Raw genomic sequence first — 20,055 nt, forward strand, 5'->3', positions numbered from 1 at the left:
TTAGTTAACTGCTACTTGATTGTATGTAACAGCTTTATGTGATTAGTATAACACATAACCTTTTAGATGCAAGCGTTTTTTTATTATTTATTGCACTTTCTTAATAAATAAATGGGAAGTGAAGATTCTAAACGCTGATATATAAACATTTATACTTGTGAAAATAAGAACGATTTATAGTTGTTATCACTTGTGAAAAATGTACTTCTGTATTAAAAACAGCAGCCATCTGTATTAATACAGATGGCTGCTGTGGAGATATTTATAACACAGTTTAGTTTGTTTGTTCTTCTTCAATCACTGCAGAATGCATCTCGTGGACTTCCATTACTTGGCCATCTTTTTGTTCATCGATGACAAAGGAACCGTTGGATGTTCGTTCACTGATTGGATAGTTTTTCGACTGAATAACTTCTTGTGTGCCTTTTTGCGTAGTAACTAATAAATCTAAATCGGTACTTTCAGACATAAAGACAACACGATGTGGATTTTTCTTCAATTCCCGTAAGACCATTAATCCACGTTTTGCTCTTCCTAATTGTGTTAATTCTTGGGCTAACATGCGTTTAACACCGCCACGTTGGGTAACGATGACAATCGGTGTATCCCCTTCAGAATGAACCAGTAAACCATTAACGACATAATCGTCTTCTTTGAGGTTCATTGATTTAACTCCAGCCGCTTTACTACCCACGACTGGTACTTCATATAATGGATAACGTAAGCCAAAACCGCGATTGCTAACGAGGAAAACATCCAATAAGTCTTGATCATTTGTTAAATAAACATTGGTAATTTCATCTTGGTCTGATTTTAATTTCATACAAGATGTCGGGCGGCTCTTATAAGTGCGCCAAGGCTCAAAATCAGCCATTTTGGTTTGTTTAATCATGCCAGCTTTTGTAATGAAAACAAAGGTTTTTGTCGGACTTAACTCTTTATAAGGATATACAGCAATAATCGATTCATCGATAGCAAGATTTAAAATGGTTTGAGAAATATGTTCGCCAATTTCTTTCCAGCGTAAATCTGGCAACTCATGGACGGGGCGATAGATCATATTCCCTTTATTTGTTACTAGTAAAAGATGATCTAATGTATTGACTTCGCCAGCATATAGTAAAAAGTCGCCTTCTTTCATGCCGATTTCTTCTGGTTTTGATGCTGTATAAGAACGAATATTACTCCGCTTGATATAGCCTTCGTGCGTCACAGTTACGACCACGTCTTCCTGCGCAACTAACACGGCTGTTTCAATCTTGATTTCTTGGATTTCCTCTTCAATTTGAGTTAAGCGCGGATTGCCATATTGCTTTTTAACTTCGCGAAGTTCTTTTTTCATGACTGAGAATAGTTCTTTTTCATTGTTTAAAATGTTCAATAACTCAGCAATTTGTTGTTCTAAAGTTTTCGCTTCTTCTTGTAAATCAGTAATATCCGTATTGGTTAAACGGTATAGCTGTAAAGTAACGATTGCTTCTGCTTGTTCTTCAGTAAACGCGTAGTCGGATACTAAGTTCTTCTTCGCATCTTTTTTATCTTTACTGCCACGAATTGTTGCAATCACTTTATCTAAGATAGACAATGCTTTAATTAAACCAGCAACAATATGCTCACGTTTGCGAGCTTTGTCCAACTCAAATTGACAACGGTTAATGATAACTGATTTGCGATGCGTAATGTAACTTTCTAAAATCCGTTTTAGTCCCACTTGTTGCGGGGTCATGTTGTCAATGGCTACCATGTTAAAGTTGTAATTGATTTGCAATTCAGTGTTTTTAAATAGATAATTTAAAATACCTTCTGCATTGACATCTTTTTTTAGTTCAACAACAATTTGCAAGCCAGTTCTGTCACTTTCGTCACGAACTTCGGCAATGCCGTCTACTTTTTTATTTAAACGGATTTCATCCATCTTCTTCACTAGCGTTGCTTTATTGACTTCATAAGGAATTTCAGAAATGACAATTTGTTGTTTGCCGCCTTTTAAGGGCTCAATCTTTGTCTTCGCACGTAAAATTACTTTACCACGGCCGGTTTCGTAGGCTTTTTTAATTTCTGCTTTTCCTTGTAAGATCCCACCTGTTGGAAAATCTGGTCCTGGAATGTATTCCATTAATTTCTCTAAACTTGCATTAGGATGATCAATTAAATACACGGTCCCATCAATAATTTCCGCTAAATTATGTGTAGGAATTTCTGTTGCATAACCTGCTGAAATCCCCGTTGAGCCATTTACCAATAAATTAGGATATTTGGCTGGTAAAACAGTGGGTTCTTTTTCTGTATCGTCAAAATTCCAGACGAAATCGACGGTATTTTTGTCGATATCTTTTAACAACTCACCACTTAACTGTGATAAACGAGCTTCTGTATAACGCATCGCCGCTGGTGGGTCGCCATCCATACTTCCGTTGTTTCCGTGCATTTCAATTAGTACTTCCCGTAATTTCCAGTCTTGACTTAGACGGACCATTGCTTCATAAATACTACTGTCGCCATGGGGATGATAATTCCCCATAATGTTTCCGACAGATTTTGCTGATTTACGAAAGCCTTTATCAAAGGTATTGCCGTCTTTATTCATTGAAAAGAGAATGCGGCGTTGTACTGGTTTTAGCCCATCTCGAATATCTGGTAGGGCCCGTTCTTGAATGATGTATTTGGAATATCTTCCAAAACGATCGCCCATTACTTCTTCAAGGGTTAATTCTTGAACTTCTTGGCGTTTTTCCAAAATTGTCACTCCCTACTCTATGTCAAACAAACTGATTTCAGTGTCATCGGTTTGTTCTACTTCTTTTGTTTTTTCCGCATCTAAAAGACTTTCTCCTGTTGGTGCAGAAGTGTCTTCTTCTGAACGATCTAAAATACTGCCATCTTCTTCCAATGTAAATTGAACATGTTGTTCAATCCATTTTCGACGAGGTTCGACTTTGTCGCCCATTAATGTGGTCACACGGCGTTCTGCTTGAGCTGCATCATCAATCCGAACACGAATTAAGGTTCTAGTTTCAGGATCCATCGTTGTTTCCCAAAGTTGTTCTGCATTCATTTCACCCAAACCTTTATAGCGTTGGAGCATATAGCCTTTACCAACTTTATCAATCACTTCTGCCAATTCACCATCGGTCCAAGCATACTCAATGACTGATTTTTTTCCAGTTCCTTTAGAGACTTTATAAAGAGGTGGTAAGGCAATATAGACTTTGCCGGCTTCAATTAATGGTTTCATATAACGATAGAAGAACGTTAATAGCAACACTTGAATATGGGCACCATCGGTATCCGCATCGGTCATGATGATGATTTTATCATAATTACAATCTTCAATTGAAAATTCAGGACCAACGCCTGCGCCAATCGTATAGATCATAGTATTGATTTCTTCGTTTTTCAAGATGTCTTGCATTTTCGCTTTTTCCGTATTAATGACTTTTCCTCGTAGCGGTAAAATGGCTTGAAACTTCCGATCGCGTCCTTGTTTTGCTGAACCACCGGCCGAGTCTCCTTCGACAAGATATAGTTCATTTTTCTTAGGATTTCTAGATTGAGCCGGTGTTAATTTTCCAGAAAGTAACGATTCACCTTTTTTCCGTTTTTTACCGTTCCGGCTTTCTTCACGAGCTTTGCGAGCCGCTTCACGGGCTTCACGGGCTTTAATCGCTTTCCGAATTAATGATTGACTCATTTCACTGTTTTCTTGTAAATAGAAGCCCATTTGTTCGCCTACGACGTTATCGACAACGGTTCTTGCTAAAGGTGTACCTAATTTTCCTTTGGTTTGGCCCTCGAACTGTAGTAAGTTTTCTGGTACTCGAATAGAAAGGACGGCTGCTAAGCCTTCACGGAAGTCGCTACCTTCTAAATTTTTATCTTTTTCTTTTAATAGTCCTACTTTACGTGCATATTCATTGTACGCCTTTGTCATTGACGTTTTCATACCGACTTCGTGGGTACCGCCATCTTTTGTGCGGACATTGTTAACGAAAGATAAAACATTTTCAGAATAGCCATCGTTGTATTGATAGGCTAATTCAACTTCAATACCTTCTTTGGCTCCTGAAAAATAAACAACGGGTGTTAATGTATCTTTTTCTTCATTTAGATAGGCAACAAATTCTTTAATGCCTTCTTCGTAGTGAAAGACTTCTTCTTTGGGTTCTTCTCCACGTTCATCTGTTAAAGTAATTTTGACGCCTTTTAATAAGAAAGCTGATTCTCTCAAACGTTCTGCTAAAATTTCGTAAGAAAAATTTGTCGTAGAGAAAATAGTGTCGTCAGGTAAAAAAGTAACAGAGGTACCGTTGCGTTTTTTTGTTTTGCCGATTTTTTTTAAGGTACCAACTGGTTTACCGCCGTCCTCAAATCGTTCCATGTATTCTACGCCATCACGAACAATATGAACTTCTAACCACTTAGATAAGGCATTAACAACACTGGCACCTACCCCATGGAGTCCGCCTGAAGTTTTATAGCCACCTTGGCCAAACTTACCACCCGCATGTAAGACAGTAAAAATTACTTCTACTGTTGGGATACCAGAAGCATGCATCCCTGTTGGCATTCCGCGGCCAGAGTCTGCAACACAAATACTATTATCTTTTTGGATAGTTACGTTGATTTCATTCCCGTAGCCAGATAACGCTTCATCGACTGCGTTATCGACAATTTCATAGACTAAGTGATGGAGTCCACGGCTATCGGTTGAACCGATATACATACCAGGTCTTTTCCTCACTGCTTCCAATCCTTCTAGGACTTGGATAGAGGCATCATTGTACTCATTGTTAATTTTTTTAGCCAAAGAAAAAACTCCTTATACTTAGATTCTCGTTTAGTTAATAAGCGTACATTAACTATTTCTTAAAGAATTAGAAGAAGAGTGAGCGGGTTTCTTGCGTTTTCCGTTCGCTCCTTCTAAAACCATCATTACAATAATACTCTATCTGGGTCAAAAAAAAAAGAGCTTTCCGTTCAGGACGCTCTTTCTTTATAAAATTACACGTGTTTATTCAGCATCTGCCATTTTTGCCAATTCAATTTTAATACAACGGTTCATAATAACTTGACGACCTTCATTTAATAACAAGTTCGCTGCCTCTTCATTTTCCAAACCTAGTTGGGCCCAAAAGACAGGCGCTTCTGTTTTCAATGTTTCTGCGGCCACTTCTGGCAAAAATTCACTCCGCCGAAAGACGTCAACAATATCAATCTTTTCAGGAATCTCTGTTAATGTCCCATAAACCGTTTCGCCAAGCACCGTTTCACCTTTTAAAACTGGATTGACAGGTAACACACGATAGCCATGTTGCTGTAAAATTTCCGCAATTTTGTAACTCGTGCGGTCGGGCTTGTTACTCAAACCAACTACCGCAATATTTTTTTCTTGTTTTAAAATATCAAAAATTTGATTTTGACTTGGATTCTCAAATGTCATTCACTCAACCCCTTTTTTTCGTTCTTATCTATTATAACGCTGAGTAAAGGGTTTTGGCAAAATTATTCTCTGACTGCCGGTAAAATAATTATTGGCTTTGCCAATCTGCTGGATAAGTCACGTAGACAAAGCGGGCATCACCCGTCACTGAAAATTGAATTTTGCTACTTTTCGGGATTAAAATAATTTCGCCGGCTGTTGCAGAAATTTTACGTCCGTCAATCAGTATATCTAGTTGTCCTGAAATAATATAATCAATTTCATCGTATTCTAGTGTCCAATCGAAGGTGGTATCTTTCATCACCATTAAACCGCAACCAAGGCGCGGGCTTTCTTCTAAAGAAAACAGATCTTTTGTGTAAACAATGTCCGCTGGGTTGCCTGTATCTAAGCGATCGTCTTCTGTTACGTCGATTTCGGGTAATTTGATGGACATAATTCCACTTGGATCCACTTGTTTAGTCGGCATTAATTTTTCTGTGACAATTTGTCGAACAAGCGTTTCAATCATTTCACGATTTAATTCTGTCATATTTACACCTCATTATTTCACTTCTGTTTCGGGTTTCCCTAGCATTCGATTTGCCATAAAGATAGCCACAAAAATGGCGGTAATCCCTCCAACTAATTTGCCAACAATCATTGGAAAAATCATTTCTTTTGCTACGCCTGCAGTAAAACCAAGGTGGTCACCTAAAACGAAAGAAGCCGAAACAGCAAAAGCGATATTAATAATTTTTCCTCGATTATCCATGTCTTTTAACATTTGGAACATAGGAATATTGTTAGCTAATGTAGCAACCATTCCTGCAGCCGCTACTTCATTCATTCCTAAAACTTTTCCTAGTTTCATCAATGGTTTATTAAAGACTTTCGTAATCACAGCTACTAAACAGAAAGCGCCAGCTAAAGTTAAAGCAATCCCGCCAACGACTTCAATTCCTTCAGTAACTGGTGCAATGCCAGGAATCACTGTAATTCCTAATAATAGTTGAATCGCCCCCACAACTAAACCAAAGATAGCGACAATCACTACGCCTTGACCAAAAATTTGGAAGCCTTTAATCATGCCTTTTGGCGCTAACCATAAACCTAAAATAATTAAAGCGGCAACAATAATAATTGGAATTAAGTTAGGAATAATCAATGACAATGGCATGCCCGCTGTTAAACCACCTGCTAATAAACCAAAAGGAATTGTAATAATCCCGCTCAAAACACCCGTTGCTAAGAATTGTTGGTCGTCTTTTTGGATAATGCCAAGCGCTACTGGAATTGTAAAGACTAACGTTGGCCCCATCATTGCGCCTAAGATTGCCCCCGCAAATAAACCAGCTTGTGGATCATTGGCTAATTGTTGCGCTAACGCAAAGCCGCCCATATCATTAGCCAATAAGGTTGTGGCAAACATTGCTGGATCAGCCCCTAGTAATTCATAGACAGGAACGACAATCGGACTTAAAAGATTGGCTAAGACAGGCGCTAAAGTGATAATCCCTACCATAGAAAGCGCTAGAGAACCCATAGCCATAATCCCTTCCTCAAATTGCTCCCCTAAACCTAGTTTGTTGCCAATACATTTATCGATTCCTCCAATAATCATGAAAAGAACCATAATATACATAATAATTTCATTAATGCTCATGTCTCGTCCTCCCTATTCGTCCTCTGTAGAATCAATGACACCAACAATCATTGCATCAATTGGGACATTCGGATCTTCTGCCGAAATACGGGCAGCATTGCCTTGACTAATTAACACTTTGTCCCCGACACCAGCTCCAGCGTTGTCAGCAGCAATTAAAAATCCTTGCTTTTCGTCCTCTTGATTCAAAATATCAACCATCATAAATTTCCAGCCATTTAATTTTTCATCTTTTCTTGTTGACCAAAGGCTACCAGTCACTTTTCCTAAAAGCATCGTTTTTCCTCCTTACGTCAGCAATTGATGTTTCCTAGCATAATCTTTCGCTAACGGGGTTAAATAGGCGTTTTTACTTAAAGAAACACCTGCTTCTGTCATTCTTATCAATTGTTTTTCAGTAATGTAGGTTCGTTTGGTCTCAGCCAAAGAACGAAGTTGTTTTTGACAGGCCGCCTGAAACACAGCGTAATTTTCTGAATCATGATAAAAAATCAGCCCAAACTGTTGGCACATGTCCACGTTTTCCTGAATCGTTTGTTTCAAACGATACTTCAATCGTGAATTTTTAGTCACTGAAGGTATTGGGGTTAAAACCAATACCGGCTTACCTTCAAATAAGAATGCTAAGATGTTTTTGACTAATTCATCCGTTTCCTGTAAATGCGCAATCGCATTTACTTGGGAAATCGTTAGCCTCTTTACAACCAAGCCTCGTGCTAGCTTCTGCTCCTTGGTTACCCAATTTACATCAGGAAAACGAACAAACATTTCTTCAGGAAATGCTTCTTTTGCTTCTGCTAAAGCCACTGAATAAGACGACGACAGCAATTGTTGGCAAATTCGATCAGTAATCTGTTGAATCAAATTTTCCATTTCAGAAACGTTCATTGTCCTTCCTCCTTTTACTTAAGAATATAGCCACGAGCTCCTTTGGTTAAGCCGCAAGCGTTGGCTTCATCGTAGTCAATGTGCATGTACGTTGCAAATCGCGGACTGATTCGCACAACTACATCATCAAAGATTAACGGACGTGTGCCTTCCACTTTGACTTGCACAATTTGGCTATTGCTTACTTTATTTTTCAAGGCGTCTTCGGGTGTCATGTGAATATGACGTTTGGCAACAATTAAGCCGTGACTTAATGTCACAACTGCTGATCCGTTCATCAACGTGACGCCTGGCGTCCCTTCTGTCTTGCCACTCTCTCTAACTGGGGCGTTAATTCCTAAAATACGTGTATCCGTCATAGAAACTTCGACTTGTGATTCGCTACGTTCAGGGCCTAAAATAACCACATTTTGAAAAAGTCCTTTAGGTCCAGCAACCGTAATTCGTTCTTTACAAACAAACTGTCCAGGTTGTGATAAATCTTTCACTTTTGTTAGTTGATATCCTGGTCCAAATAATGCATCAATCTCTTGACGAGACAAATGAACATGTCGGCCAGAAGCTTCAACTTCAAAAGTATTTTGTTGTTGTTGCTGAATTCGTTTAACAACTTCTTCAACAATTTCATTCATTGAATCCAATTTGTTCATCTCCTAGTTTCGTGATATTTCAGCCATGGTGCTAATTAATTCTGTAGCCCAAGCTTGAAAAAGTCCGAACAGTTGTGATTCTCCTTTTAACTGGAGAATAATTTTATCTAGTTGTAATTGAATTTCTTTTGAGGAATAGCGCCATTGTCTCTGTTGGTTAGTTAGAATAGTTACCTTTGATTCCAAAATGACTGGTTCCATTACAAGCGACTGTTCTAAAATAAATTTCTCTAACCACTGTTGTTGTTGTTCGAAATATAACCAACCTTCTGTTGATAACGCTTCATTCGTTAAGAAAGGCAAATACAATAGATGGCTTAAGTGCCGAATCTCATAAATTGTTTCTTTTGATAAATGTTCTTGTTTTTGTTTTTGTGAGGAGGCCTTCACTGAATGAACCTCAGAAAGCAATGGGTTTGTTGAAGAGAAGCTGCTATTAATCCGATGCTCGCGTAGATAGCTTTTGGCGGCTGGCGTCAGAAAACTGCCTACAGGAAACACAAAATCCGTGCCATCTTCTAGTTCTTTTTTTAGCCTTTTGATGCGAAGCATATCTTCTGTAATAACTGTCATAACACCCCTCCTCAATGAAAGTTTAGGACAGAAGTAATGAACCTACCTCTGCCCCAAAAAATCAAAATTATAATTCAGTTGTTGCGTGTGGTAAAATAGCGTCTACTTCTGTATGTGGACGTGGAATTACATGGACAGATAATAATTCGCCAACACGTTCTGCTGCAGCAGCACCAGCATCTGTTGCTGCTTTCACGGCACCAACGTCACCGCGAACCATTACTGTAACTAAACCGCCACCGACTTGTTCTTTTCCAATTAAAGTAACGTTTGCCGCTTTCACCATTGCATCGGCTGCTTCAACAGCACCTACTAAACCACGAGTTTCGATCATTCCTAAAGCATTTGTACTTGACATTATAATTTCCTCCTAAGATGTATGTTTTATTTTTAAAAATTTGGGACAATTAGCAATTTGACTTAGGTCCCAAACCCTAAATCCAATAATTTATTTGTTTTACTCTTACTCGCTCGTTTCTTGTTAGTTTAAGCGAGCTAAAACTTGGGCTACCACGGCATTTACTAGTTCTTCTTGATTGGTTGTTTCACAAGAAGTAGCCACAGATGTGGTTGATGTTTGACCAAATTCTTGACGAATCTCTTCTAAATCACGCACGCCATAAGCAACACGACGTAAATTGAACAGATTTTCAACCCCAATATTATCAGAAGTTGAGCTGCCACCAACTGCGCCACAACCAAGTGTTAATGCTGGCACTAAGTTAGTTGAAGCACCAATTCCGCCAAGTGTACCAGAGGTGTTAACAAGCAAACGAGAGACGGGTTTTCTTAAGCCAAATTCACGAATGACTTCTTTGTTTTCTGTGTGAATACCCATCGTATGACCCGCACCTTCACCTTTCAAAATTTCAATTGATAACGCGCAAGCTGCTTCCCAGTTTTCAACTGTATAGAAAGCAATAATCGGTGCCAATTTTTCTCTTGAAAATGGATATTTCAAGCCTACATGTGTTTCCTCGGCAACAATTAAGCGGCGATCTTTTGGAATAGATAAACCAACTAATGAAGCAATATGTTGAACGGAACGACCCACGATTTGCGGGTTCATTGTACCGTTTGGTCGTAAAATAAATTTAGCTAATTTGTCGGCTTCGGCTGGACTTAAGAAATACGCTCCCTGCTTAATTAACTCTTCTTTGACCGCTTCACGGTTGACAGTTTCAACAATAATTGATTGTTCCGATGCACAAATTGTACCGTTATCGAAAGTTTTTGAATCCATTATTTGTTTCACTGCATGAGGAACATTTGCGCTTCGTTCGATGTAGGCTGGTCCATTACCAGGCCCAACACCGATTGCTGGTGTTCCAGAAGAGTACGCGGCTTTAACCATTGCGTTTCCACCAGTAGCTAAAATTAAATTTGTTTCTTTATTTTTCATTAATTCGCTGGTCGCTTGCATAGTTGGCGTTTTGATGACCGAGACACAACCTTCTGGTGCCCCTGCAGCAATAGCCGCTTTTTGGATAATTTCCACTGTTTCAATAATCGATTTCAACGCATTGGGATGTGGTGAAAAAACAATGCTGTTGGCAGCTTTTAATGAAATTAATGCTTTGTAAATGACTGTTGATGTCGGGTTGGTAGAAGGAATTAATCCTGCAATCACACCAACTGGGACAGCAATTTCAGTGACTTTTTTGGCAGCATCATCATGGATCACACCAACTGTAGCTTTGTCCTTCATTTCGTCATATACTACTTTTGAAGCGAAAGCATTTTTGATGATTTTATCTTCATAGATACCAAATCCTGTTTCTTCATTGGCCATTTTCGCTAACTTTTCTCGTTGGTTAAATGTAGCCTCTGAAACCGCTTGGACAATCGCATCGATTTGTTTTTGCGAAAATGTTGCTAATACTTGCTGTGCCTCTTTGGCTTTTCTGATTAAATTTCTTGTTTCTTGGATGGAACGTAAGTCTTTATCTACTAATTCCACTCGTCTTCACTTCTTTCTATTTCAGCCATGATTGCTTGAATTAAAGCTTCTTTATTGGCAAATTTAATCTCACTTTTCTTTAAACTACTTAGGTTCATTTTGTAGGCTTGTTTGCGTAAATCAACCACGCGTTGTGTTTCTAATTTTTGGCGTGTGCCAGTGTGTTCTTCCAAATCTGGTGTTTCAATCTCTTCTTCAATTACTTCTACTTGTTCCATCGGTTCAGGTGCTGACTTAGGTTCTGGATCTGATAAAATTACTTCCGTTTGAGCATCAACCCGTGAGATCACATGATGAGCAATTAAACAATTTAATTCTTTAGCTACTTCCGTGCCTACTTCAACGGCAGCTTGAACCGCGGCAACGTCACCAATCAGTTCCACAGTTGTTAAACCGCCATTAATAATTTCAGCTTTTAACAAAGTAACGTCGGCGGCTTTCAATGCCGCATCGGCCACACTAATGGCACCTAAAAATCCTTTGACTTCGACCATTCCTAATGCTTTCATTCAGGTCACATCCTTAATAACTCAACGGATTGTCAGCGATATTTTGAATGACTTGTTCAAACGCACTGCAAGCAGCTTTACATGCAGATTGACTACCTGTCAATAAGGCGCCGCCAAAGTTCGTTTCAGAAGGTGGGCCATAAAAGACACCCATTTGAACATCGGCAGCTTTCATTGCTGCATCTAAGCCAACCATTGCTTCTAGCGGTGGAGCAATCAGATAAGCAATCGCTTCACCTTCAGGAATATTCGCTTGTTCAGATAAAAAGCTACCCGTTCTTGATACTACATGTGCAAAATAAACAATACTGTCATCTTCGTTAGCACTATAGAAGCTGGCTTCTTCTTCAATGACTTGCGTAATGACACTCAAGCCACTATTGACTTCGGCAGGACTCGGACCAGCAATAATGCCAATCACTTCACCGGCTAATTTGGTTGAAGCATTTGCTGCGCCAGCATACATACTTTTACCGTAAACTACAGTAACATCGGCGGCTTTGGTTGCTTCATCTAATGCAACATAAGTGACATCATCACAATCGGAAGTAACAATTCCTAATGAGCGATGTTCTGGTTTCAATGATAATTCTTTTGCTAATGCCGGATCGACATTGGGAATGACTTTCATACTTAGGACATTTGCGCCTAGACGATCATTTTTCATGAGAAATCCTCCTTTATTCAGCTTCTTTTAAATCAATACCAGATTTTTTCTTGTCTAACATTTTTTTGATAATTTCGGCAATGTAGGCCCCTGCTTCAACAGCCGGTGTCCCACCTTTGTGAATATTTGAAATAACTGTCCGCCGTGCTTCTGGCATACCGACAGTTGGTTTGTAGGCAATATAGGCACTCATAGATTCTGCTGTTACTAAACCAGGACGTTCGCCAACTAGTAAGCAAACAACATCAGCGTCAGTGATTTCACCAATTTTATCCATTGCTGGCACGCGACAATATTTAACAAAAACAACATTGTCGAAATCTAAGTTGTACATGTTTAATCCTTGTTTAATTGCTGGTAGGACTTCTTTAATATTCGCTTCGATAGCTGCTGAACTAAGGCCATCCCCTACGACCATTTGGATTTTGGCTTTTGGTGTCGTATTTTTTCGAATGATTTCACTATTTTCTTCATCAAATTGACGACCATAATCTGGACGTGTTAAATATTCATCTTTACTGTTACAGATTGTTTTTGTAGAAATAAAATTCATTTCTTTTACCAAGTCTTCGCTTACGTCTGAAAAGACCGCATCTTGTGCTGCCGCATGGTCCGCTCGGAAACGTAATGTTGAACTAGTCATATAACGCGTCCCTGCACGACCAACGCCTAAACGAGCTGGCGAGAAAGCTTTCATTTTTAATAGTGCTTCAGGATCAACGGCATTTTTCAATAGTAATTGTTTACGTAAATCTACTTCAGTAATGTCAGGAATTAGGCCTTCTTCAATTTCTGTCGTTTCAGTGACGTGTGTTGTGACTGGTTTTTCTTCAGCAGTCACAGTGGCAGTCGAAACCGCTTGATTGTCAGCGACCATTTCTGTTAAAATTCCGGCAATCATTTCTTTTAATTCTTTTTCGTTCATTTGTATTCTCACCTCGTTTATTTAATAAATACAGATGCATCGCCAGCGCGACTTGTTAATTTTCCGTTTTCCATTAAGCCCATTTTTTCCATCCATTCTTCAAATTCTTTAATTGGACGTAAGCCTAATGTTTCACGAATCGTCGCAGTTTCATGGAACCCAGTTGTTTGATAATTTAACATGACATCATCGCCATGAGGAATCCCCATGATATACGTACAACCAGCTGTTGCTAATAACATTGCTAAGTTTTCCATATCATTTTGATCAGCTTTCATATGGTTGGTGTAGCAGACATCACAACCCATTGAAATTCCTGTTAATTTGCCCATGAAATGATCTTCTAAACCAGCGCGGATGACTTGTTTTGAATCGTAAAGATATTCTGGTCCAATAAAGCCGACAACGGTATTTACAATATACGGATCAAATTTTTTGGCTAAGCCATAACAACGCGCTTCCATTGTGACTTGGTCTGCGCCAAAGTTCGCTTCAGAAGAAAGTTCTGAGCCTTGACCTGTTTCAAAATACATCACATTAGGACCAGCTGCTTGACCACTGTGAAGGGCTAAATCTTGTGCTTCAGCTAAAATTTCTGCATTTAAACCAAATGCTGTGTTCCCTTTTTCTGAACCAGCGATGGATTGAAAGACTAAGCCAGTTGGCGCGCCTTGACGCATGGCTTCCATTTGTGTCGTTACGTGAGCAAGCACGCAAGTTTGTGTTGGAATTTCCCATTCGCTGCGGAACTCTTCAAATTTGTTTAAGATTCGTTTAACACTTTCTGTAGAATCATCAACAGGATTCAAACCAATTAAAGCATCACCGGCGCCATAAGAAAGACCTTCCATAACTGATGCCATAATGCCATCGACATTATCGGTTGGATGGTTTGGCTGTAAACGATTCGAAAAAGTTCCGGGACGGCCAATCGTTGTGTTGGCGGTTTTTTCAATATTGATTTTTTTTGCGCCAACAATTAGATCCATGTTGGACATTAATTTACAGACAGCAGCAATCATTTCAGAAGTGAGTCCACGGGAAATTCGTTTGATATCAAAATCGGTTGTTTCCGAAGATAAGATAAATTCGCGTAATTCTGCAACTGTCCAATGTTTAATACTTTCAAAAATTCGCATATTGACTTGGTCAATAATAATGCGTGTCACTTCGTCTTCGTCATAATCAACGACGGGATTGTTAAACAAGTCATTTAAGGACAATTCTGATAAAACGACTTTCGCCGCCACGCGTTCTTCGGCTGAATTAGCAGCTACGCCAGCTAACTTGTCACCAGACTTTTCTTCATTGGCTTTGGCTAAGACTTCTTTAACGGATGTAAATTGATAGACTTTGCCAAATAGTTTGGTTTTTAAAATCATCTTTGTGTCGCTCCTTTTTAATTAAATACTAAGGTCTTAACAATGACTGGAAGGACTGCTCCTTCTGCCACTGGTAAACCGATATCTACATAATCACCGTTTTCTACTTTGACCGAATCAAGACAGATAAACGGATAGTCTTTTGGCAGATGGGCACTTAAGGCATGCCCTAAAGCTTTCGCCATGTCTTCATCCACCATAACAATAATGGGAATTTGTTCAGCAACTAAACTAGCTAATCCTTCCACAATCCCTTGACCATAGCGTTGAATATCAGCAAATGTTGGATTGCTCATGCCTCTAATTGCTAGGGCAATCTGGGGCGTTTCTTCAATACGATGCCAATTGAGTTTTTCTTGGATTCGCTGGCCTAATTCTGTCACAGTAAGGGTTTCATCCTCTTGCGCTAATTTTAGAATTGGGATATTTTTTACCGGCAAAATTTGCTCACGATAAGCGATCGTGCTTCCGCTAATTTCAGCAGTGTGTGAACCTGCTCCGACGACCGTCGCTCGGATTGTTTCTGCGCTTTCTAAGACTTCTTTTTCCGAAATAATCAGTGACTTTCTCAAGTATTTCCCTAAAAGCAAGCCGATGTCTCCATATTTAAAGAGATTCGTACTTGTCGTATTTAAGCAATCAGCCACACCACCAGAAAATGTTACAATTGGTAATTCCTCAGCTTTTCGTAGTGGATGGTTGGTTACTAATAACTGGTAGAACGGACTTTGTGTCCCCAAGCCAATGCTATTTTCTAACACGGCAACTAATTCCGAAATAATTGGCAGTAAGTTTTGTTCGGTGGCTTGGTCACCAAGGTGCAAGGTTAGCCCTTTTTTATTTATAATTTCTTGAATCTTCGGAGCTATATAGGTGATTTTTTGTTGTTGATCTAATTTAATTAAGCGTCCGCCAATGTCAAAACAAGCCGTGTCAATCACTTCGCCATCTTTAAAGACAGCTAAATTTGTCGTTCCCCCACCAATGTCTAAATTAACCACCGGTTTGCGTTTCGTTTCAGAATAAGTTTGAGCACCAGCGCCTTTCCCGGCAATGATACTTTCTAAATCAGGTCCAGCCGTAGCAACGACAAAATCACCTGCATAGCCACTAAGTGCTCGTAGCACATTGTTGGCATTGCTTTTTCGAGCAGTTTCACCTGTGATAATTACCGCACCCATTTGAATATCTTGTTTATGAATGCCTGCTTGGCGATATTGCTCCGCTACAAACGCTTTGATAGGTTCTGCATCAATTTCTGATTGGTTAAGTAAGGGTGTAAAGATAATGTCACTTCGATAAATGACTTTTTTATCAGAAATGCTGATACGTGGTACTGTAAACGCAGAGGCAAAATTTTCAACAGTTAATTCTGACAAGACTAATTGGGTTGTAGACGTCCCTAAATCAATCCCTACGGTTAAAAGTGTTTCCTTCGACATCGCCTGACTCGCCTCCTTTTGCATACAAAAAGGCACTTAAAGAATCGTTAGAAAATTTCTTTCTACTTTTCTTTAAGCGCCTTTGCTTAATCAATGAACAACATCACTGGTGTTCTGTTCGAAATAGAAACAGGTTTTAGTTCCCTGTTTATTGGATTCAATTGTAATTTTTCCTTTTAATTTATCTTTTACGTAGCTTTTGACAATCATCAAACCTAAACTGGTCTCGTTACTTTGATGAACATCATAGCCTTTACCATTATCTGTAACAGTAATGGTAATCATTTTATTATCTAATGTTCCACTAAGTTTAACAACGCCACTTGTTTGTGGCTCAAATGCATGATCAAAAATGTTTTGTAATAGTTCGTTGACAACAAGGGAAATGGTAACCATTTGTTCGCTAGAAACCATAATGGCTGGATCAACATCCATCATCATCTCAATGGGTTGTGCGCCTTGAAAAAGATGTCTAAAATTATACATCACTGCTTCCAATGTTTGCCGTAAAGCAACGTCATCTTTGACTTGTTTTGACAGCAATTCATGGGTGGCTGCAATCGCCATAATTCGATTGACACTTTCATGAAGGACTTTCTTTGCTTCGGGGCTTTGCGTTCGCCGTTCTTGAATACGCAATAAGGAAACCACCGATTGCAAGTTATTTTTAACACGATGATGAATTTCACGAATCGCAACAGATTTGGAAATAATTTCCGCTTCTTTTTCTTTAAATTCTGTATTGTCTTGAATAATCATAATCAGTTGTTCTTCTGATGCCAACCACACTTTCCGAACCTTAAAATAATAATTAAGGTAGGTCGTTTTGCTTTCAATTGGTTGATTACTCATTTTATATTTCATTTGATACAACACATATTCAAAAGTTGTATAATCGATGGACAAATTGTCATAACTCATTCCAATGATATTATCCCGATAACCAAGTTTGCGATAAAGCTCTTGTGCATTGTGATTGGTAATTAATAAGTGACCCGCCGCATCAAAAATCAAAACGGCTTCTGCCAATTGATCAATAAATAATGCGTCGACTTGACTAGTTGATTTCGCTACTTTTGCTAACTGGCAGTTATTTAGCTCCTCTTTTTGTAAGTCCGCTTGAATCTCTTCATCTGCCGCAATCTCGACAATAATGACACCAATCGTTCGATGTTCATTGCGAATGGGATAGATATTTTGCTTAATCAAACGATTTTCCTGAGTCACTGCTAACAAACCAATGCTATTTAAGCTAGTTTGCATGGTACGCAGAACACCAGGTTCATTTTTTAATAAAGCTTCCATCCCGACGACATCTCCGCTATATAAAGAAGTTGTCTTCGCAGGCGGCTTATGATAAACGACTAGTGCTTGCTGTGACATTTCCTTATACACATCAATAAAAACATCTGCACTTTGGTAGAGTGTCGTCGAAGAAAGATAACGTGCTGTACGTTGTAATTCTTTAATGTCTGATTCTGAAAGATTGGTATATTGGTGACATAATTGTTCTAATCGTTTCATTTATTCATCATCCATTACAATCAATTCTGCAATTTCACTCATACGTGCGCGTTTGTTCATGCTTAACGTACGCAACATTTGGTAGGCTTCTTCTTCCGATATATGATTTTCTTTTACAAGAATACCTTTGGCTTTTTCGATAATTTTACGTTCTTCTAATTTTAAACTTAATTTATCGATTTGATTTAGTAACAGCTGCGTTTGTTTGCCTCGTTCAATGCTCATTTCAATTGTAGGTATTAATGATTTTTCATCTAGAGGTTTAACTAAATAACCCAGTGCGCCTAATTTTTTAGCCTTGTCCGTATTTTGTACGTCACTGTATGCAGATAAAAAAACAATACTACTGGCTAGTTGGTCTTGAACAATTTTTTTACCTGCTTTTAGACCATCTAAAATTGGCATTTGAATGTCCATTAATACTAGGTCAGGTTGTGTTTTTTTACATACTTCAATTGCTTCAAAACCATCAGCTGCTTCACCGACTACTTCGTACCCTGCTTCTATCACAATATCACGAATATCGAGTCTCGTAATAGGTTCATCATCGACTATTACAATTCGTCCATCCATTTTCTTCACGCCCTTGTCCTTTCAACGCTATGTTCTGGTAATTTTACAAGTTACAGAAAAGTTTAAAATCTGTTGTAAACCTTCAATCACCGCTTGTAAGGCTGCTTCCACTGAGCTTACGTCACCAGAAATGACTACCGATCCAGAAAAACGATCAATAAAACCGATTTGGATATCTCCGCTTTTAGTCGCAATATCAACAGCGATAATTGCCGCTTCGCTCGGAGTGATTGTCAAAATACCTAGTGCATTGCTGGTGCCTTCTGGCAATCCTAATTTTGTATAAATTTCTTTATTAGGACTAGCAATGATGTGCGCTAACGTTACTTGTTTCCCAGGAACATATTCTTGAATCATTCGTTGTTTTTCTTCCAACCAGACTCGCTCCTTTAATTTAGCAAATAAAAAATCCTCAATAAAAAACGTAAAGGTTCCACTTTCGCTTTCTACTAAGGAGCTTCTTTGCTCTTAAATTTTGAAGCACGCCGTTGTGCTACCCACATTATATGTTATCGATTTCATCCTGTCAATCGCTTATAAGATAGAATTTAAAATTTTTGTCACTTCTGCTGCTGTTGGTTGGACAGGATTTGTTTTGGTGCAGCCATCCATCAATGCGCCTTCAGCTATTTTTGGGATTGCAGCCTGGACTTCTTCTTTTGGTAAACCATAGTCACTAAAAGTGGCAGGCATGTTTAATTTTTGACGGAGTTGCTTGATTTGTCGAATAAATTGTTGAACACCAATCCGTGCATTGGTTGTCTGTGTATCATTTAGACAATTTGCTAACTGCGCATAACGTTTAGCTGTTGGTTCGTTGGTGACTTTGCCATTCGCTAAGCCACTGTTATATGCAATGACTTCAGGTAAGAGCATTGCATTCATTCGTCCATGTGGCACATGTAAACGCGCACCGGCCGCATGAGCAATACCGTGATTCAAGCCTAACGAAGTAACATTAAACGCCATCCCTGCCATACATGAAGCTAAATGCATATTTTCACGGGCTTGTTGGTTGCTACCCTGATTAAAGGCTATTTCTAAATTGTCGAATACCAGGCGAACGACTTTTTCGCACAACGCATCTGAAATCGGATTTGCTTCTGTTGAAACATACGCTTCAATAACATGCGTTAAGACGTCCATTCCTGTATCCGCTGTGATTTTTGGTGGCACACTCATCACTAAATTTGTATCTAAAATCGCAATTTCTGGTTGAATTTCATCCGTTACAAGCGGGATTTTGGTGCCAGTTTCAGCAACCGTAATCACTGAAAAATTCGTAACTTCTGAACCAGTTCCACTAGTTGTAGGAACCGCAATAAACTCAGCAATCTGAGTTTGCAAAGTACGTTTGCCAAAAAATTTCATTGCTTTGGCCGCATCAATAGCGGATCCCCCACCTAAAGCTAATATCGTATCTCCTTGAAATGTCGCTAACTGCTTAATTCCCGCAGCAATCTTATCAATTGGTGGATCGGGGATGATATCACTAAAAATTTGCCATTCACTTTTTGTTAAATGCTTTGTCACTTCATTCACAAATCCAGAGTCAACCATGAATGGATCTGTGACAATGAAAACACGTTTATCATGAAGTGTTTCCAAATTGGCTAATGCGCCTTCTCCTACCCATAGTTCGGTAGGGAAATGAATTGTTTTCATCTCAATTCCTCCTTAATAAAATACAAAAAGACACTTCAAACAAACGAAAAATCATCTGTCTGAAGCGTCTTTGCTTCCTTATGTATACGCCATTGTACACGAAACCTTATCCATAGAGTACAACGCCTTTAATTAATTGTCAATAAAAAAAGGGAATATAGCAGTACGTCATTGTACCTGAAATCTCCTTCAACATTGAAAGACCAGCCCAA

20 protein-coding genes are annotated in these 20,055 nt (G+C 38.9%); all 20 read right to left on the minus strand.

Annotation, left to right across the window (positions count from 1 at the left end; translation table 11 throughout):
- Positions 1-274: 274 nt before the first annotated feature.
- The 20 genes from parC to PYW42_RS07020 all read right to left on the minus strand — a co-directional run bounded on the left by parC (position 275) and on the right by PYW42_RS07020 (position 19,843).
- Positions 275-2,737, minus strand: a complete 2,463-nt coding sequence (gene parC / locus PYW42_RS06925) for a DNA topoisomerase IV subunit A (RefSeq protein ID WP_010816118.1) — start codon at positions 2,735-2,737, stop codon at positions 275-277.
- Positions 2,738-2,749: 12 nt separating this feature from the next.
- Positions 2,750-4,807: a DNA topoisomerase IV subunit B gene (parE, locus tag PYW42_RS06930; protein WP_002409957.1), complete on the minus strand. Its 2,058-nt coding sequence runs from the start codon at positions 4,805-4,807 to the stop codon at positions 2,750-2,752.
- A 204-nt stretch (positions 4,808-5,011) separates the two neighbouring features.
- Positions 5,012-5,440, minus strand: coding sequence for a CoA-binding protein (locus tag PYW42_RS06935; protein WP_002389215.1), 429 nt, complete (start codon positions 5,438-5,440; stop codon positions 5,012-5,014).
- Between the two features lie 88 nt (positions 5,441-5,528).
- Complete coding sequence (locus tag PYW42_RS06940; protein ID WP_002357522.1) at positions 5,529-5,972, minus strand: cupin domain-containing protein; 444 nt, start codon at positions 5,970-5,972, stop codon at positions 5,529-5,531.
- Positions 5,973-5,984: 12 nt separating this feature from the next.
- Positions 5,985-7,085 carry an ethanolamine utilization protein EutH gene (gene eutH, locus PYW42_RS06945; protein ID WP_002357520.1) on the minus strand — a complete coding sequence of 367 codons (1,101 nt, stop codon included), beginning with the start codon at positions 7,083-7,085 and terminating at the stop codon, positions 5,985-5,987.
- A gap of 12 nt (positions 7,086-7,097) precedes the next feature.
- Complete coding sequence (locus PYW42_RS06950; protein ID WP_002389016.1) at positions 7,098-7,361, minus strand: EutN/CcmL family microcompartment protein; 264 nt, start codon at positions 7,359-7,361, stop codon at positions 7,098-7,100.
- A gap of 12 nt (positions 7,362-7,373) precedes the next feature.
- Entirely contained in the window at positions 7,374-7,973 is a 600-nt protein-coding gene (locus PYW42_RS06955) for a TIGR02536 family ethanolamine utilization protein (protein WP_002366718.1), read from the minus strand.
- Positions 7,974-7,987: 14 nt separating this feature from the next.
- On the minus strand, positions 7,988-8,623 hold the full coding sequence (gene eutD, locus PYW42_RS06960) for an ethanolamine utilization phosphate acetyltransferase EutD (RefSeq protein WP_002357516.1): 636 nt from the start codon (positions 8,621-8,623) through the stop codon (positions 7,988-7,990).
- 3 nt (positions 8,624-8,626) lie between these two features.
- Entirely contained in the window at positions 8,627-9,196 is a 570-nt protein-coding gene (locus PYW42_RS06965; RefSeq protein ID WP_002378263.1) for a hypothetical protein, read from the minus strand.
- A 67-nt stretch (positions 9,197-9,263) separates the two neighbouring features.
- Positions 9,264-9,554: a BMC domain-containing protein gene (locus PYW42_RS06970; RefSeq protein WP_002357513.1), complete on the minus strand. Its 291-nt coding sequence runs from the start codon at positions 9,552-9,554 to the stop codon at positions 9,264-9,266.
- A gap of 123 nt (positions 9,555-9,677) precedes the next feature.
- A complete protein-coding gene (locus PYW42_RS06975) occupies positions 9,678-11,156 on the minus strand; it encodes an acetaldehyde dehydrogenase (acetylating) (protein WP_002357511.1) in 1,479 nt (492 codons plus the stop codon).
- Positions 11,147-11,665 (minus strand): BMC domain-containing protein, encoded by a 519-nt coding sequence (locus PYW42_RS06980; protein ID WP_002357510.1) that lies wholly within the window; start codon positions 11,663-11,665, stop codon positions 11,147-11,149. The genes PYW42_RS06975 and PYW42_RS06980 overlap by 10 nt, the downstream gene beginning before the upstream one ends.
- A gap of 13 nt (positions 11,666-11,678) precedes the next feature.
- Positions 11,679-12,332 (minus strand): ethanolamine utilization microcompartment protein EutL, encoded by a 654-nt coding sequence (gene eutL / locus PYW42_RS06985; protein ID WP_002357509.1) that lies wholly within the window; start codon positions 12,330-12,332, stop codon positions 11,679-11,681.
- A 13-nt stretch (positions 12,333-12,345) separates the two neighbouring features.
- Positions 12,346-13,257: an ethanolamine ammonia-lyase subunit EutC gene (eutC, locus tag PYW42_RS06990; protein ID WP_002363986.1), complete on the minus strand. Its 912-nt coding sequence runs from the start codon at positions 13,255-13,257 to the stop codon at positions 12,346-12,348.
- A 17-nt stretch (positions 13,258-13,274) separates the two neighbouring features.
- Complete coding sequence (locus PYW42_RS06995; RefSeq protein ID WP_002357506.1) at positions 13,275-14,639, minus strand: ethanolamine ammonia-lyase subunit EutB; 1,365 nt, start codon at positions 14,637-14,639, stop codon at positions 13,275-13,277.
- Between the two features lie 17 nt (positions 14,640-14,656).
- Positions 14,657-16,105: an ethanolamine ammonia-lyase reactivating factor EutA gene (gene eutA, locus PYW42_RS07000; protein ID WP_002409955.1), complete on the minus strand. Its 1,449-nt coding sequence runs from the start codon at positions 16,103-16,105 to the stop codon at positions 14,657-14,659.
- Between the two features lie 66 nt (positions 16,106-16,171).
- Positions 16,172-17,605 (minus strand): sensor histidine kinase, encoded by a 1,434-nt coding sequence (locus tag PYW42_RS07005; protein WP_002357504.1) that lies wholly within the window; start codon positions 17,603-17,605, stop codon positions 16,172-16,174.
- Positions 17,606-18,178, minus strand: a complete 573-nt coding sequence (locus PYW42_RS07010; protein ID WP_002357503.1) for an ANTAR domain-containing response regulator — start codon at positions 18,176-18,178, stop codon at positions 17,606-17,608.
- Between the two features lie 27 nt (positions 18,179-18,205).
- Complete coding sequence (eutS, locus tag PYW42_RS07015) at positions 18,206-18,553, minus strand: ethanolamine utilization microcompartment protein EutS (RefSeq protein ID WP_002345864.1); 348 nt, start codon at positions 18,551-18,553, stop codon at positions 18,206-18,208.
- Positions 18,554-18,712: 159 nt separating this feature from the next.
- Entirely contained in the window at positions 18,713-19,843 is a 1,131-nt protein-coding gene (locus PYW42_RS07020; RefSeq protein ID WP_002409953.1) for a 1-propanol dehydrogenase PduQ, read from the minus strand.
- Positions 19,844-20,055: the final 212 nt, after the last annotated feature.

Origin of the sequence: Enterococcus faecalis, from assembly GCF_029024925.1 — a bacterium.
GTDB classification, from domain to species: domain Bacteria; phylum Bacillota; class Bacilli; order Lactobacillales; family Enterococcaceae; genus Enterococcus; species Enterococcus faecalis.

Coding starts and splice junctions, on each gene's coding strand:
- PYW42_RS06935 (WP_002389215.1), bottom strand. CDS start 5,440: ATGACATTTGAGAATCCAAGTCAAAATCAAATTTTTGATATTTTAAAA.
- PYW42_RS06940 (WP_002357522.1), bottom strand. CDS start 5,972: ATGACAGAATTAAATCGTGAAATGATTGAAACGCTTGTTCGACAAATT.
- eutH (WP_002357520.1), bottom strand. CDS start 7,085: ATGAGCATTAATGAAATTATTATGTATATTATGGTTCTTTTCATGATT.
- PYW42_RS06950 (WP_002389016.1), bottom strand. CDS start 7,361: ATGCTTTTAGGAAAAGTGACTGGTAGCCTTTGGTCAACAAGAAAAGAT.
- PYW42_RS06955 (WP_002366718.1), bottom strand. CDS start 7,973: ATGAACGTTTCTGAAATGGAAAATTTGATTCAACAGATTACTGATCGA.
- eutD (WP_002357516.1), bottom strand. CDS start 8,623: ATGAACAAATTGGATTCAATGAATGAAATTGTTGAAGAAGTTGTTAAA.
- PYW42_RS06965 (WP_002378263.1), bottom strand. CDS start 9,196: ATGACAGTTATTACAGAAGATATGCTTCGCATCAAAAGGCTAAAAAAA.
- PYW42_RS06970 (WP_002357513.1), bottom strand. CDS start 9,554: ATGTCAAGTACAAATGCTTTAGGAATGATCGAAACTCGTGGTTTAGTA.
- PYW42_RS06980 (WP_002357510.1), bottom strand. CDS start 11,665: ATGAAAGCATTAGGAATGGTCGAAGTCAAAGGATTTTTAGGTGCCATT.
- eutL (WP_002357509.1), bottom strand. CDS start 12,332: ATGAAAAATGATCGTCTAGGCGCAAATGTCCTAAGTATGAAAGTCATT.
- eutC (WP_002363986.1), bottom strand. CDS start 13,257: ATGAACGAAAAAGAATTAAAAGAAATGATTGCCGGAATTTTAACAGAA.
- PYW42_RS06995 (WP_002357506.1), bottom strand. CDS start 14,639: ATGATTTTAAAAACCAAACTATTTGGCAAAGTCTATCAATTTACATCC.
- eutA (WP_002409955.1), bottom strand. CDS start 16,105: ATGCAAAAGGAGGCGAGTCAGGCGATGTCGAAGGAAACACTTTTAACC.
- PYW42_RS07005 (WP_002357504.1), bottom strand. CDS start 17,605: ATGAAACGATTAGAACAATTATGTCACCAATATACCAATCTTTCAGAA.
- PYW42_RS07010 (WP_002357503.1), bottom strand. CDS start 18,178: ATGGATGGACGAATTGTAATAGTCGATGATGAACCTATTACGAGACTC.
- PYW42_RS07020 (WP_002409953.1), bottom strand. CDS start 19,843: ATGAAAACAATTCATTTCCCTACCGAACTATGGGTAGGAGAAGGCGCA.